The organism is Rhodopseudomonas sp. RCAM05734 (assembly GCF_052658035.1).
The window spans coordinates 596,285-610,964 of sequence record NZ_CP199742.1; the positions used below are offsets into that span (position 1 = coordinate 596,285).

Here is a 14,680-nt window from a genome sequence, read left to right on the forward strand (position 1 = left end):
ACAATCTGAGTCGGTCTGGGCCTTCATGTCCATTGCGGCATGATGTCTAAAATTCTATTGTTTTCTGGGACTTAGTGCTGGCGCGAAGATTTCGGCGCGCCGGCCTCGCGGGGAGGGTGTCAGCACATGCGGAGCGCGTCGGGTGGCCCCCGCGTCTTGCTGAGACGGCTCCGCGAAGTGATGGCGGAGCAGGTCAGCGCTCAGGAACGCCTCGACAAGATCGTGGTGCTGATCGCCGCCAACATGGTGGCGGAGGTGTGCTCGACCTATGTGCTGCGGGTCGACAATACCCTTGAGCTGTACGCCACCGAAGGCCTCAACCGCGACGCGGTCCACCAGACCGTGCTGAGCGCCCATGAGGGCCTCGTGGGTCTGGTCTCATCGGAGGCCACCCCGCTCAACCTCAACGACGCCCAGAGCCATCCGGCGTTCTCGTTCCGCCCGGAAACCGGCGAAGAAATCTACCACTCGTTCCTGGGCGTGCCGATCCTGCGCGCTGGCAACACGCTGGGCGTGCTGGTGGTGCAGAACCGCGCCAAGCGCACTTACGTCGAGGAAGAAGTCGAGGCGCTGCAGACCACGGCCATGGTGCTGGCCGAGATGATCGCCTCCGGCGAGCTGTCGGCGCTGGCCCAGCCGGGCGCCGAGCCCGCCGCCCGCCATTCGCTGCACAAGACCGGCGCTGTTCTGTCCGACGGCATCGCGCTCGGCCACGTGGTGCTGCACGAGCCGCGCGTGGTCATCACCAACTACATCGCCGAAGATCTGCCCAAGGAAATCAAGCGGCTCGACACCGCATTGGCCAAACTGCGCGCCGACCTCGACCGCATGCTGGAACGCGGCGACGTCGCCGAAGGCGGCGAGCATCGCGACGTGCTGGAAGCCTACCGGATGTTCGCCAACGACCATGGCTGGTCGCACCGGCTGCACGAGGCGGTGGCTACCGGCCTCACCGCCGAAGCGGCTGTCGAGCGCGTACAGTCCGACACCCGCGCGCGGATGCTGCGCTCCACCGATCCCTATCTGCGCGACCGGCTGCATGACCTCGAGGATCTCGGCCATCGCCTGATGCGCCAGCCGGTCGGCCAGGATCACGCGCCGTCGCGCGAGCAGATGCCCGACAACGCCATCCTGATCGCGCGCTCCATGGGTCCCGCCGCCCTGCTCGACTACGACCGCAAGAAGCTGCGCGGCCTGGTGCTGGAAGAAGGCACCGCCAATTCCCACGTCTCCATCGTGGCGCGCGCGCTCGGCATTCCCGCCATCGGCGAAGTCGCCAATGCGCCGGGCATTGCCGATCCCGGCGATGCCATCATTGTCGACGGCACCTCGGGCTCGATCTACATCCGGCCGTCCCAGGAAATCGAATCGGCCTATGCCGAACGGGTGCGCTTCCGCGCCCGCCGGCAGGCGCAGTATTCGGCGCTGCGCGACCGGCCGTGCGTGACCAAGGACGGCCAGAAGGTCGACCTGATGATCAATGCCGGCCTGATCATCGACCTGCCGCATATCGACGACACCGGCAGCGCCGGCATCGGCCTGTTCCGCACCGAGCTGCAATTCATGGTCGGCGAAAGCCTGCCGCGCTCCAGCGACCAGCCGGCGCTGTATCGCGCAGTGCTCGACGCCGCCGGCCCCAAGCCGGTGACCTTCCGCACGCTGGATATCGGCGGCGACAAGGCGCTGCCCTATATGGAAACCATCACCGAGGAGAACCCGGCGCTGGGCTGGCGCGCGATTCGCCTCGGCCTCGACCGGCCCGGCCTGCTGCGCGGCCAGATCCGCGCGCTGCTGCGCGCCGGCGGCGGTCGCACACTGCGCATCATGTTCCCGATGATTTCCGAGGTCGCCGAGTTCGATCAGGCCAAGGCGATCATCGAACGCGAATTGACCTATTTGCGCCAGCATGGCCATTCGCTGCCGGAACGCATCGACGTCGGCACCATGGTCGAGGTGCCGGCCCTGCTCTACCAGATGGACGAGCTGCTGAAGAAGGTCGACTTCGTCTCGGTCGGCTCCAACGACCTGTTCCAGTTCCTGTTCGCGGTCGATCGCGGCAATGCCAAGGTGTCGGAGCGCTTCGACACCCTGTCGGCGCCGATCCTGCGGGTGCTGCGCGAAATCGTGCAGAAGGCCAACGCCGCCAGGAAGCACGCCTCGCTGTGCGGCGAGATGGCTTCAACGCCGATCGGCGCGCTGGCGCTGATCGCGCTCGGCTATCGTTCGCTGTCGCTGTCCGCCACCGCGCACGGTCCGGTGAAGGCGCTGGTCCTCGATGTAGACGCCAGCAAGGCCGAGGCGATGATGGCGCCGCTGCTCGCCGCGCCGTCGGGCAGCGTGTCGATCCGGCAGAAGCTGACCGAATTTGCCGAGGCCGAGGGGCTGTCGTTGTAGCGAGGCTGTTTCCCGCACAATGCCGCCTCTCCCTTCCGCGATTCCGAGATACGTCCATGTCCCTGCTGCCCGAAACCAAACTCGACGTCCTGCTCGCCCACCACGCCTCACTGGAATCCCAGTTGCAGAGCCAGATGAGCGGCGAAAATTTCGTCAAACTAACGCGCGAGTTTGCCGAGTTGAACCCGCTGATCGACGCGGTGAAGACCTATCGCGCGGCGGCCAGGGAAGTCGCCGAACTCGATGCCATGATCAAGGATGCCGCCACCGACGCCGAGATGCGTGAAATGGCTCAGGCTGAAAAACCGGCGCTGGAAGCTCGGGTGGAAGAACTGGCGCAGGAGATCCGCGTCGCGCTGCTGCCTAAGGACGCCATGGACGAGCGCAACGTGGTGCTGGAAATCCGCGCGGGCACCGGCGGCGACGAGGCGTCCCTGTTCGCCGGCGACCTGTACCGGATGTATGAGCGCTTCGCCGCTCTGCAGGGGTGGAAGGTGGAAGTCGTTTCGGCGTCCGAAGGCACCATGGGCGGCTTCAAGGAAATCATCGCCGAGGTGCAGGGCCGCGGCGCCTTCGCCAAACTGAAATTCGAATCCGGCGTGCACCGCGTGCAGCGCGTGCCGGACACCGAGACCCAAGGCCGCATCCATACGTCGGCGGCGACGGTGGCGGTCATGCCCGAGGTCGAGGAGGTCGATGTGACGATCCGCGACGAGGATCTGCGAATCGAGACCATGCGCGCCCAGGGCGCCGGCGGCCAGCACGTCAACAAGACCGAATCGGCGATCCGCATCACCCACATTCCCACCGGGCTGCAGGTGATGATGCAGGACAGCCGCTCGCAGCACAAAAACCGCGCCTCGGCCATGAACATCCTGCGCTCGCGCATCTACGACGCCGAGCAGCAGCGCATCGATCTCGATCTCGTTCCGCCGAGCGCAAGGAAAAGGTCGGCTCCGGCGACCGCTCCGAGCGCATCCGCACCTACAATTTCCCGCAGGGCCGCGTGACCGACCACCGCATCAACCTGACCCTCTACAAGCTGCCGCAGGTGATCGCCGGCGAGGCGCTGGGCGAGCTGGTCAATGCACTGACGACCGAGCACCAGGCCGCACAATTGGCGGCGCAGGGCAACGCGGCGTGAGCGCTTCCTTCTTCCCCTCTCCCCGAGCGCTGCGCAGCAGCGCGAAGCGGGAGAGGGTGCCTAGGCGGCCTTCGGCCGCCGTTCTTAAGATAGACGCCGATGCGCAGCATCGGCTATGGCGAAGTGAGGGCGGGAGAGGGCTTCCTGTTGCCGCGACGGCCCCCTCTCCCGTCTCGAACGCGCTTCGCGCTTTCGAGACACCCTCTCCCGCCTGCGCAGCCGCGCTGCTTGGGGGAGAGGGGAAGAAAGGGCGGCGCTCGTGACCAATGCCTTCACCGGAGTTTCCGTCGCCGCGGCGCGGCGTGCGCTTGCCGCAGGGTTGCACGCGCATCAGATCGACTCCCCGGACCTCGATGCACGACTGCTTGTCGGCGCCGTGCTGGGGCTCGACTTCACCGCACTGATCGGCGCGTCAGCGCGCATTCTCACCGGTGACGAATCATCCCGCCTGCAAGACTTCGCGCAGCGGCGTATCAGCGGCGAGCCCGTCGCGAGGATCCTCGGCGTCAGGGAGTTCTGGAGCCTGCCGCTGCGGCTGTCTGCCGATACGCTGGTGCCGCGGCCCGATACGGAGACCATCGTCGAAGCGGCGCTCGAATTGCTGGACGGCGATCACCGCCGTCACGATCCGCTTGATATCGCCGACCTCGGCACCGGTTCGGGCGCGATCCTGCTGGCGCTGCTATCCGAGCTGCCGAACGCATGCGGCGTCGGCACCGATATCAATGTCGCCGCACTACAGACTGCGCGGCAGAACGCGCGGGACCTCCGCTTTGCGTCGCGCGCGCGCTTCGTGGCCTGCAACTATGCCGACGCGCTTGCCGGCGGCTGGGACGTGATCCTGTCGAATCCGCCCTACATCCGCTCTGCGGACATCGCGGGCCTGTCGATCGAGGTCCGCGAGCACGACCCGCACCGCGCACTCGACGGCGGCGCCGATGGCCTTGACGCCTACCGCACCATCGCCCCGGACGCGGCGCGGCTGCTGGCACCCGGCGGGCTGCTGCTCGTCGAGGTCGGCCACGACCAGAGCGGCGAGGTGGCCCGCCTCATGGAGGCCGCGGGGCTGACGCTGCCCGGACCACCCAGGGCCGATCTTGCCGGCATCCGCCGGGTGGTCATCGGGCAGAAACCCATTGGGCAAGACGGAACCTAAACGGAAAAAACCACTTGGAATATCCGCCCGGAGCGACTACGTTCCAGATACAACATCGGTTCAGGGTTGGCTCGCCCCGTAGATTTACGGCTGGAAGTCAGAATTCTCGATAGAGAGCCCGTCCGAGTGAAAGGTTCCACCAGGCAGGTCAGATTGAGCGCGATGGCTGAGAAGCTGCGCAGCTGGCGACCGCAAAGCGAACGAAAGCCTGATATTGCGCTTTGAAATTCACGCAAAAACACCCGGGCACATTCTGGCAGGGTGACGATTTGATCCGGCTGGCGATGTGCGCCGGCGGTTGGGGAACGCGTCTTTGTCGAACGCGACATACGGCAAGATCGATGCAGCAATGATCTGCATGGCAACTCGGGCACGCATGATGGAGCCCGAATCGGGTGTCGCGCCCGTGGCACAAAATCACCCTGCGACAACACTTTCTTTGACGACAATCCTGGATCGGTAAAAAGGCGAGACATGAGAAACGGTCAGAATAACAACAACAAGCGGATGCGTAATAACAACAACCGCAACAGCAACGGCGGCGGCAACAATAACAACAACCAGAACCGCCGCGGACAGAATCCCATGACCCGGGTGTTCGAGTCCAACGGGCCGGATATCAAGATTCGCGGTACTGCCTCTCATGTCGCCGAGAAATACGTTCAGCTTGCGCGCGACGCGCGCTCATCCGGCGATCCGGTCGCAGCCGAGAACTACTACCAGCACGCCGAGCACTACTTCCGCCTGATTGCCGCTGCCCAGGAACAGTTTCGTCAGAACCAGCCGCAGCCGCGCACTGAAAACGAGATGGCCTCGGAGGACGGCGACGACGACGGCGAGACGTTCTCGAACTTCGGCGCCGAGCCCGGCTTCGTGCCGGTGCAGCCGCAGCCGTTCGTCCCGCGCGATCCGCCGCCGCCGCGCGAGCAGAACCAGCAGCGAGACGGCCAGCCCTACCAGCCGCGCGACAATCAGCAGTATCAGCCACGCGAGCCTCGGGAACCGCGCGAGAACAATCATCGCGATCAGCGTCCGCAGCATCAGCCGCAGCCGCAGTTTCAACCGCAGCCACAGCCGGTCATTCCGGTCAGCGACAGCGTCGACCGTCTGCCGTCCTTCATTACCGGCCCGCAGCCGGTGGTGAACGGTCCGGTGCCGTTCGATGCCGCCGCCGGCGAGCGCTTTCCGCCGCGCCGTCGCCGCCGTCCGCACGGCCCGCGCCCGGAAGGCGCCGCCCCCGCGCCGGTGACGCCGGGTGACGATTTCGGGAATACGTAAGTACTAAGCCAGGCTACACGACATCCTCTCGTGCCCCGGACGCGATGCGATACGAAGTATCGCTTCGCAGATCCGGGGACCACTTTTTTGAGGAGTTGTTGGCGCTATGGGTCCCGCATCTGCGGAGCGGCATAAGAATGCCGCACCGCGTGCGGGACACACGGGCTTGACGTCAGAATGCCGCTGCCAGATTCTTGGCGCCAGGAAGATTGCTGTTGCTGTCCATCCGGTTGTTGGTGATCGCCAGCAGCTTGGCCACGGTGTTGTGGCGGATCGCGACCGGATTGCGCTCATAGCCGCCGCGCTGGAAGAAGTTGGCAGTCGGCACCTGATCGCGGAGCGCTTGCGGCATGGTCACCATGTCGAGCCCGGTGCCATCGCCGGTGAGATTCATCATCTCCAGTTCGGCGGCGCTGAGCGGCCGCGTGTAGCCTTTTGCCTGCGCGAAGATCACCGACGTCATCAGCTTGTGCAGTTGCAGTTGCGGACCGACGTCGATGTCCAGCACCATGGCGTGCACAGCCCAGCCCTGCGGCGTGTTGGCGAGCTTTTCGTGGTCGCTCCAGGTGTCCGGCACGGTGCGCGTGAAGGCGTACATGCGCTTGAACACTGCGATCTTGTGATCCATCGCCTTGCGCGCCGGACCCGACAAGCGCGCAGCCTTCTCGGTCAGCACCTTCAGGATCTCATGGCCCTGCTCGGCAACCAGTTCGACGCTGTTGGTGGTCAGCAACTGGTTGTAGCCGATCGCGGTGGAGATGGCGCGCGAGCCAGGCTTGGCGCTGAGGCCCGACTGCATGTCATAGCCGCCATTGCCGCCGGTCTCGAACGAATAGACCCGCACCGCCTGCTCGCGGGTCAGGCCGGATGCCGTCACCGCGCGCGCATAAGCGCGCTTGAATTCCATTTCGTTGGCAGGACGCTGCGGCGTGAACTGAAAATGCTGTTGCGCCGCCTGGATGAAATCGGCGACGACAGGCAGTTCCTTGCGGGTCCGCGGCGTGCCTTCCTCCGGCTCCGGATTGACCGGGCGCTTCGGCCCGTCATAGAGCGGCGCCTGTTCCAGCACGTAGTCATCCAGCCCGATCGGCTGCCGGTCGCGGCGCTTGGCGTTGCGGATGCGGCGCTTGTCCGCGATCGCTTTCCAGTAAGGCACCGCCTCTTCGTCGAAGGCGGCGCGAGCCTGCTGATATTCGGCCAGCCGGCGCTGATACTCGGCAATCGCCTGCGGCGATGCGGCCTGCGCCATGGCATTGGCGATGGCCGGGGCCAGCGGTTCGGCCTGTAGCGGCGACAGGCTCAGTAGCAGCAAGGGAATGGCGAGACGCGTACAGGACGGATAAAGCGGCATGAGACCTTCGGCGTTGGTGGGCGGCGTCATCGCGCGCGCTGAACATCGGTGCAACTCGGCCCGGCTCGGGCTGGAACCGGCCTGACCGGACTGCGTGTCGCCCCAGGACCTTGGAGGATCATGGTGAACAATGTCTTTCCAAGGTCGGACGTGATCGTCGCAGCCGGAGCCGGCCGAGGAAAAAGGCATCTGAACGCCGGATCTCCGGTTGGCCCTTTGCGACCTCACGCGCCGCCTGATCGAAAGGACGGGTTCCTAATCTTCCCTGGCGCCGGTTATCTTGACGATCCGCGACCACTTGGTTTCGTCCCTGTCGATGAATGCCGCATAGTCTTCCGGCGTGCCGGGGGTCGCATCGGTGCCGTCCTGCGCCAGACGCTTCTTCACGTCATCGGAGGTCAACGCATTCCGCAACTCCCTGTTGAGCCGCTCGATGATCGGCCGCGGCGTACCGGCGGGCGCAATAAGTCCGTAATACAGCGCCGCATCGAAATCCGGCAGGCCGGATTCGGCGATCGTCGGCACGTCCGGCAACAGGCTGGCGCGGGTCGCACTGGTCACAGCCAAAGCCCGCAACTGGCCACCCGAGATATTGGCATGGGCCGCCGGGATCGGCGCGAAGGCCATCGGGATGTGACCGCCCAGCAGATCGACCAGCGCCGGCCCGGTGCCCTTGTAGGGCACGTGCACCAGCACGATACCGGCGGCACGGCTGAAATATTCGCCGGTGATATGGCTCGCGGTGCCGGCGCCGGCCGAACCGAAATTCACCGTGCCCGGATTTGCTTTCGCATATGCGATCAGCTCGGCCAGCGTCTTGGCCGGAAACGACGGATGCACCACCAGCGAGTTCGGTGAATTGCCGATCAACCCGATCGGCGCGAAATCCTTGCGCGGATCATATCCCGCCTTGCTGGTCAGCGTCGGCGCGATGGCCAGCGTCCCGGTATAGCCGAGGCCGATCGTGTAGCCATCAGGCGCGCTGCGCGCGACCGCACGCGTGCCGACCGCACCACCGGCGCCCGGCCGGTTGTCGACCACCACCTTCTCGCCGAGGCTCTCGGTCATCTTGTCGGCGATAACCCGGCCGACGATCGAGGTGCTTCCACCGGGCGCGAATGGGATGATCAGCGTGATCGGCCGACTCGGATAGGTCTGTGCGCCGACATCCTGATGGACGCCCAGCGCGATCAACGCGATGACGGTTGCGTACAGCCATCTGCCCCATGACGACATGGCAGTTCCTCCCCAGACTCTCATTGTTGTTGGCGTGGATCGTCGCCGAAAGGCGGCGACAGCGCAACCGCGCCTGTCACCGCCAGGCGAACACGGGCTGTTCCAGTTCGGCGACGCGGGTGACGCGGCCGGCCAGCACTTCGCTGAACTGGTAGATCAGCGCTGCCGTCGGCGCATGGATGAACTGGCCGCGGTGGCTGTAGCGGATCACGCGGCGCCGGCTCTCCGGAATCTCGGTGAAGTCGAAGGCGCCGGCGCGCTCGACATCCGACAGCGCGATGCGATGCACCGACGCGACTTCATCGGGATTGGGCGTCAGCGGCGCGCGGGCCGCGGCCCACATCAGCACCGGCGTAATCAGATAGCCGGATCGCGTCGGGTAGTCGTCGAAGCTGCCGAGCACTTCGTCCGTCGTGAGCGTCAGTCCGAGTTCCTCGTCGAGCTCCCGCAGCGCGGCCTGCACCGCTGTCTCGCCGGGATCGCAGCGGCCGCCCGGCAGCGCCCATTGGTTGCTGTGTGCGCGCAGGCCGGAGGCCCGCAGCGTCAGCAGCAGCGACGTGCCCGCCGCATTGTCGGATTCAACCAGCACGATGGCCACCGCCGCGCGCTTCAGCGGCGACGCGGCGTCGCCGGCCAGGCGTGGAAACGCTGCACAGCGTCCGGCGATCAACCGTCGCGTGGTGTCATCGAAGGGACGGATCATTTGACCTGCATACACCACCACAGGGGTCGCGGAAACGCCGAGGCGGTCTGCCAAACCCGCCCCTAGGCACCGCGGTCCGGCTTTTGTAAGAACGACGCGCCGCTCCTCCGATCGCAGCTGCAAGGAAACACCATGAACTATCGCCAACTCGGCCGCAGCGGCCTGAAGGTCTCACCGATCTGCCTGGGCACCATGATGTTCGGCGGCGCCACCGACGAGCCGACATCCGCCCGCATCATCGACAGCGCGCGCGACGCCGGGGTCAATTTCATCGATACCGCCGACGTCTATTCCAGCGGCGGATCGGAACAGGTGGTGGGACGCGCCATCGCCGCGCAGCGGCAGCACTGGATTCTCGCCACCAAGCTCGCCAATGCCATGGGCACCGATCCCAATCGTGGCGGCCTGTCGCGGCGCTGGGTGCTGCAGGCGGCCGAGGAGAGCCTGAAGCGGCTCGGCACCGACGTGATCGACATCTACTACCTGCACAAGGAGGATCACGCGACGCCGCTGGACGAGACCGTGCGCGCCATCGGCGACCTGATCCGCCAGGGCAAGGTGCGCTATTTCGGCCTGTCCAACTATCGCGGCTGGCGTGTCGCGGAAATCTGCAACATCTGCGACCGGCTCGGCATGGACCGGCCGATCGTCAGCCAGCCCTATTACAACGCCATGAACCGGATGCCCGAAGTGGAGCATTTTCCGGCTTGCGGACATTACGGCATGGGCGTAGTGCCCTACAGCCCGCTGGCGAGGGGCGTGCTGACCGGAAAATACGCGCCCGATGCGCCACCCGCCGCCGACACCCGCGCCGGTCGCAACGACACGAGGATGATGCAAACCGAATGGCGGCCGGAGTCGCTGCGGCTGGCACGGCAGATTCGCGCCTATGCCGAAGCACGCGGCATCACCGCTGGACAATTTGCGGTGTCCTGGGTGCTCAACAGCGCGTTCGTCACCTCGGTGCTTGCGGGCCCGCGCACCGTAGCGCAGTGGGACGACTACCTGAAGGCGCTGGACTATCGTTTTACCAAGGACGACGAAGCGCTGATCGATAGCCTCGTGGCCAGCGGCCATCCGTCCACACCCGGCTACAACGATCCCGCCTATCCCATCGAAGGACGCCGTCCGCGCACGGCATAACGCGGCATGCGCCGGAAGGACGATGAATGACGGAAGCGGCGAACGCCAGGCTTTGCGCCGATGGCTGGACCATCATGGACGATGACGGATTCATCAACCTCGTCGGACCGCTGTGGCACCGGATGGTCGGCGCGGCGCCCGAATATGCCATTCTCGGCCAGGACAAGCATCGCAACCGCCGCGGCGTGGTCCAGGGCGGCGTGCTGATGACGCTGGCCGATCGCACCTGCGGTATGACCGCGCGCTTCGTCTCGGGCGCGGAAAGCCTCGCCACCATCCAGATGGACACGCACTTCATCGACGCTGCGCGGATCGGCGACCTCATGATCTCCAGGCCGCATGCCGTTCGCACGACAAAGAGCCTCATCTTCATGACCACGCAGGTATCGGTCGACGACCGCCTGGTCGCAACGTCTCATGGTGTGTTCAAGGTGATGCGCGACCGGATCCACCCGGCGCATGCACACGTCTCGTAGCAAATGTCCGGTACCAATCATTGAGCAGACGTAATTGTGCAGGCTTCGTCCGGCGCAGGGGCGGAACCATTGCTGCGCCAGTTGCTTGGTCAGTGTTACCTCACCGTACATTCCGGCCATGCGCCGCGGCGGCTTTTGTGACGCCGGATTTTTGATCCATGACTTCTTTTAGTTCGCGCCCCCAACTTCATTCCTTGGACCATGGTACCGCTCATCAAAATCCAGAGTCCATGGCAGACACATCCTCGTCAGCCACGCTTGTTCTTGTGGTCGAGGACGATGCGCTGTTGCGCATGCATGCCGCGGAGATGATCGAGGAGGCCGGCTTCCAGGTTCTGGAGGCCGATGGCGCGGACGTTGCCATCCGCTTGCTGGAAAGCCGCACCGATATCCGAATCATATTCACCGATATCGACATGCCCAGCTCCATGAACGGCCTCAAGCTCGCCCATGCAGTCGCTCATCGATGGCCGCCGATCGGGATCATCGCCACGTCCGGGCATTTCCATGTCCGTGACGGTGACCTGCCCGATGGCGGGCGGTTCATCGCCAAGCCGTATCGATCGAGCCAGATTATCAGCACGCTGTGCGAACTCGCGGGCACTGCCGCTCCGTCCGCCTGATCCGCGTTCAAGTATCGTGGGCCGAATGACAGAAAAGGCCGGGATCGCTCCCGGTCTTTCTATTTGGAGCATGTTTCGCGCCGCTGGCTGGCGGCAGTGACGGCCGGCCCCGAAGAAGCCCGGCTTCTGGATGTGCTGGAAAACACGCCGCTTATCGCAATTGAATCAATCGGTTTCGCAACGCACGAAGAGCCGGCGGAGTACTACACCGCCTATTACCGTACCGACATCGGGCGGCTGCACTTCTCGGTTGGCTAACGCCGAACGCGATATATACTGCAGCAAAATGCAAGGGCACCGAGAGGAAGCCGCCTGGCCTGAATAGGCCATCGTCTCGTCGACAACGAGCGCTTCGCTCCTCGTCGCGCAGGACGGACAAAACTAGCCAGGAGACAGCCAGGAGATCCGCGATGCAACGGCCATCCAGTGAGGCGCATATCCGTCGGGTCGAGCGAGTCATCGCCGGCGCCGAAGCGGCCAGTTCTGCGCTCGCTGCCTCTTGGCGGCGGTCCGGACGCCTGCACGCGCTGGATCCCGCCAGCAATGCGCCGTCGCTTCGTTTGACAGAATCCGAAGTTCACCAGGCCCAGCACAAGCTCGGGCCGCTGTTGCGCGCCGCGCAGGCCACCCTCGACAGGCTGCTTGCGGCGGTGGGCAGCGTCGGCTGTTGCGTCCTGCTCTCGGACCGCGATGGCATCGTCGTCGATCGCCGCGGCGCGCAGGGCGATGATCGAACCTTCGAGTCATGGGGGCTATGGACGGGCGCGATCTGGAGCGAACAGTACGAGGGGACGAACGGGATCGGCACTTGTCTGGCCGAAGAACGGGCGCTGACGATTCACCGCGACCAGCACTTCTTCTCGCGTAATTCGCTGCTCGGCTGCACCACCGTTCCAATCTTCGACGAGCACGGCGAGATCGCTGCCGCCCTCGATGTCTCATCGTGCCGTGCCGATTCCACAGAGGGCTTCGTCCAACTGATCGCGGTCGCCGCGGCGGACGCCGCGCGCCACATCGAGGCGGAGAACTTCCGCCTCGCCTTTCCGGATGCGCGCATCGTATTGGCACCGGGCAGCGAGCGCGCCGGCAGATCGTTGCTGGCGGTGGATCACGACGACCTCGTTATTGGCGCGACGCGCGCCGCGCGCATGGCGCTCGGCATCAACGCGGCCACTTTGGCGAGGCCGATACCGGCTGCGGATCTGATCGGACAGGTCAACGAGAGACACGACGATCTCGAGACCGCCGAACGCGCGGTTTTGCAACGCGCTTTGGCCCGGGCCGATGGCAACGTATCCAAGGCAGCAAAAGACCTCGACATGTCGCGCGCCACGCTGCACCGCAAGATGAGACAGCTCGCCTTGCACCGCTGACAGATATCGTCGCGCACTGTCGCAGATTTGCGACACCCTCGCCCACCGAACGGATCGGCCCTCCTTGGCCTGCGGGCCGCATCGATGCGACCTTGAGTCCAACGCCCCGTTGAGGGCGTGTTTTCAGGAGGTCACGATGAACAAGGTGGACTTGAATATTGCGTTACAGGCGCCCTTCGCCAAGCGCTATGACAACTACATCGGCGGCGAATGGCGCGCGCCAAACAGCGGACAGTACTTCGACAACATCTCGCCCATCACGGGACAGGCGGTTTGTCAGATCGCCCGCTCCGACGCCGCGGATGTCGAAGCGGCGCTTGACGCCGCCCATGCCGCCAAGGAGGCCTGGGGCCGCACCAGCGTGGCCGAGCGCTCGTTGATCCTGAGCCGCATCGCCGATCGCATGGAAGAGAACCTGGGCAAGCTTGCGCTGGCCGAGACCTGGGACAACGGCAAGCCGATCCGCGAAACCACCGCCGCTGACATGCCGTTGGCGATCGATCACTTCCGCTATTTCGCCGGGGTCATCCGCGGACAGGAAGGCTCCCTGAGCGAGATCGACCACGATACCGTCGCCTACCATTTTCATGAGCCGCTCGGCGTCGTCGGCCAGATCATTCCATGGAACTTTCCGATCCTGATGGCGTGCTGGAAGCTCGCGCCGGCTCTGGCGGCCGGCAACTGCATTGTGCTCAAGCCCGCCGAGCAGACGCCCGCGTCGATCATGGTCTGGATCGACCTGATTGGCGACCTGCTGCCGAAGGGCGTGCTCAACATCGTCAACGGTTTCGGTCTCGAGGCCGGCAAGCCGCTCGCCTCAAGCAAACGGATCGCAAAGATCGCCTTCACCGGCGAGACCACGACCGGCCGGCTGATCATGCAGTATGCATCGCAGAACCTCATTCCGGTGACGCTCGAACTGGGCGGCAAGTCACCCAACATCTTCTTCAAGGACGTTGGGGCCAAGGACGATGATTTCTTCGACAAGGCCATCGAGGGCTTCGTTATGTTCGCGCTCAACCAGGGTGAGGTTTGCACCTGCCCGAGCCGGGCGCTGATCCACGAATCGCTCTATGACCGTTTCATGGAGCGGGCACTGAAGCGGGTCGCGGCGATTTCGCAGGGCAGCCCCCTCGATCCGACCACCATGATCGGCGCGCAGGCGTCGTCCGAGCAGCTGGAAAAGATCCTGTCCTATATCGACATCGGCAAGCAGGAAGGCGCCAAGGTCCTGATTGGCGGCGAGCGTAACGTGCTGCCAGGCGAGCTTGCGGGCGGCTACTACGTCAAGCCGACCGTGTTCGAGGGCCACAACCGGATGCGCGTCTTCCAGGAGGAGATCTTCGGCCCGGTGGTTTCAGTGACAACGTTCAAGGACGATGACGACGCACTGGCGATTGCCAACGACACGCTCTACGGGCTTGGCGCCGGGGTCTGGAGCAGGGACGCCAATCGCTGCTACCGCTTCGGCCGGGCTATTCAGGCCGGACGGGTGTGGACTAATTGCTACCACGCCTATCCGGCGCACGCGGCCTTCGGCGGATACAAGCAGTCCGGAATCGGTCGCGAAAACCACAAGATGATGCTCGACCACTATCAGCAGACCAAGAACGTGTTGGTGAGCTACAGTCCGAAGAAGCTCGGCTTCTTCTAGACGCGCGCCGAACCGGCGCGTTGCTTCTGCAAAAAGCGCCGCCCGCGATCGATCCACCTCGAACAGTTGGAGCGCAACGAAAGTTGCGCTCCAACATGCTGACGGCGCGTGACGGGCGCCGCCTCCGTTCATATTGGCGGAAAATTGGA

Annotated in this window: 12 protein-coding genes and 1 pseudogene; 10 read left to right on the forward strand and 3 right to left on the reverse strand. The window is 64.8% G+C overall.

The window, feature by feature from the left end:
- Positions 1-126 precede the first annotated feature (126 nt).
- From ptsP to ACUXVA_RS03080, 4 genes and pseudogenes are all read left to right on the forward strand, one after another.
- On the forward strand, positions 127-2,394 hold the full coding sequence (ptsP, locus tag ACUXVA_RS03065) for a phosphoenolpyruvate--protein phosphotransferase (protein WP_445490775.1): 2,268 nt from the start codon (positions 127-129) through the stop codon (positions 2,392-2,394).
- Between the two features lie 56 nt (positions 2,395-2,450).
- Positions 2,451-3,538: pseudogene (gene prfA, locus ACUXVA_RS03070) on the forward strand (peptide chain release factor 1).
- 259 nt (positions 3,539-3,797) lie between these two features.
- Positions 3,798-4,694, forward strand: a complete 897-nt coding sequence (gene prmC, locus ACUXVA_RS03075; RefSeq protein WP_265083540.1) for a peptide chain release factor N(5)-glutamine methyltransferase — start codon at positions 3,798-3,800, stop codon at positions 4,692-4,694.
- Between the two features lie 474 nt (positions 4,695-5,168).
- Positions 5,169-5,972 carry a DUF4167 domain-containing protein gene (locus tag ACUXVA_RS03080; protein WP_265081634.1) on the forward strand — a complete coding sequence of 268 codons (804 nt, stop codon included), beginning with the start codon at positions 5,169-5,171 and terminating at the stop codon, positions 5,970-5,972.
- A 172-nt stretch (positions 5,973-6,144) separates the two neighbouring features.
- Here ACUXVA_RS03080 and ACUXVA_RS03085 read toward each other — a convergent pair whose 3' ends face one another.
- The 3 genes from ACUXVA_RS03085 to ACUXVA_RS03095 all read right to left on the reverse strand — a co-directional run bounded on the left by ACUXVA_RS03085 (position 6,145) and on the right by ACUXVA_RS03095 (position 9,262).
- Positions 6,145-7,323, reverse strand: coding sequence for a hypothetical protein (locus ACUXVA_RS03085; protein ID WP_413776492.1), 1,179 nt, complete (start codon positions 7,321-7,323; stop codon positions 6,145-6,147).
- Between the two features lie 255 nt (positions 7,324-7,578).
- Complete coding sequence (locus ACUXVA_RS03090; protein WP_445490777.1) at positions 7,579-8,559, reverse strand: Bug family tripartite tricarboxylate transporter substrate binding protein; 981 nt, start codon at positions 8,557-8,559, stop codon at positions 7,579-7,581.
- 76 nt (positions 8,560-8,635) lie between these two features.
- On the reverse strand, positions 8,636-9,262 hold the full coding sequence (locus ACUXVA_RS03095; protein ID WP_445490779.1) for an NUDIX hydrolase: 627 nt from the start codon (positions 9,260-9,262) through the stop codon (positions 8,636-8,638).
- 132 nt (positions 9,263-9,394) lie between these two features.
- Here ACUXVA_RS03095 and ACUXVA_RS03100 point away from each other — a divergent pair, with 132 nt between their 5' ends.
- The 6 genes from ACUXVA_RS03100 (at position 9,395) to adh (ending at position 14,531) form a co-directional block, all read left to right on the forward strand.
- Entirely contained in the window at positions 9,395-10,405 is a 1,011-nt protein-coding gene (locus ACUXVA_RS03100; RefSeq protein WP_265081630.1) for an aldo/keto reductase, read from the forward strand.
- A gap of 26 nt (positions 10,406-10,431) precedes the next feature.
- Positions 10,432-10,881: a PaaI family thioesterase gene (locus ACUXVA_RS03105; RefSeq protein ID WP_445490782.1), complete on the forward strand. Its 450-nt coding sequence runs from the start codon at positions 10,432-10,434 to the stop codon at positions 10,879-10,881.
- Positions 10,882-11,111: 230 nt separating this feature from the next.
- Positions 11,112-11,504: a response regulator gene (locus ACUXVA_RS03110; protein WP_265081628.1), complete on the forward strand. Its 393-nt coding sequence runs from the start codon at positions 11,112-11,114 to the stop codon at positions 11,502-11,504.
- A gap of 63 nt (positions 11,505-11,567) precedes the next feature.
- The gene (locus ACUXVA_RS03115; RefSeq protein ID WP_265081627.1) at positions 11,568-11,762 is read left to right on the forward strand and encodes a UTRA domain-containing protein; all 195 of its coding nucleotides are present in this window, start codon (positions 11,568-11,570) and stop codon (positions 11,760-11,762) included.
- 152 nt (positions 11,763-11,914) lie between these two features.
- A complete protein-coding gene (locus tag ACUXVA_RS03120; protein WP_445490784.1) occupies positions 11,915-12,877 on the forward strand; it encodes a GAF domain-containing protein in 963 nt (320 codons plus the stop codon).
- A 136-nt stretch (positions 12,878-13,013) separates the two neighbouring features.
- Positions 13,014-14,531 (forward strand): aldehyde dehydrogenase, encoded by a 1,518-nt coding sequence (gene adh, locus ACUXVA_RS03125; RefSeq protein WP_445490786.1) that lies wholly within the window; start codon positions 13,014-13,016, stop codon positions 14,529-14,531.
- The last annotated feature ends 149 nt before the right edge of the window (positions 14,532-14,680 follow it).

Excerpts from the sequence above, each read along its gene's own strand:
- ptsP (WP_445490775.1), top strand. The coding sequence starts at position 127 with ATGCGGAGCGCGTCGGGTGGCCCCCGCGTCTTGCTGAGACGGCTCCGC.
- ACUXVA_RS03080 (WP_265081634.1), top strand. The coding sequence starts at position 5,169 with ATGAGAAACGGTCAGAATAACAACAACAAGCGGATGCGTAATAACAAC.
- ACUXVA_RS03085 (WP_413776492.1), bottom strand. The coding sequence starts at position 7,323 with ATGCCGCTTTATCCGTCCTGTACGCGTCTCGCCATTCCCTTGCTGCTA.
- ACUXVA_RS03090 (WP_445490777.1), bottom strand. The coding sequence starts at position 8,559 with ATGTCGTCATGGGGCAGATGGCTGTACGCAACCGTCATCGCGTTGATC.
- ACUXVA_RS03095 (WP_445490779.1), bottom strand. The coding sequence starts at position 9,262 with ATGATCCGTCCCTTCGATGACACCACGCGACGGTTGATCGCCGGACGC.
- ACUXVA_RS03100 (WP_265081630.1), top strand. The coding sequence starts at position 9,395 with ATGAACTATCGCCAACTCGGCCGCAGCGGCCTGAAGGTCTCACCGATC.
- ACUXVA_RS03105 (WP_445490782.1), top strand. The coding sequence starts at position 10,432 with ATGACGGAAGCGGCGAACGCCAGGCTTTGCGCCGATGGCTGGACCATC.
- ACUXVA_RS03110 (WP_265081628.1), top strand. The coding sequence starts at position 11,112 with ATGGCAGACACATCCTCGTCAGCCACGCTTGTTCTTGTGGTCGAGGAC.
- ACUXVA_RS03120 (WP_445490784.1), top strand. The coding sequence starts at position 11,915 with ATGCAACGGCCATCCAGTGAGGCGCATATCCGTCGGGTCGAGCGAGTC.
- adh (WP_445490786.1), top strand. The coding sequence starts at position 13,014 with ATGAACAAGGTGGACTTGAATATTGCGTTACAGGCGCCCTTCGCCAAG.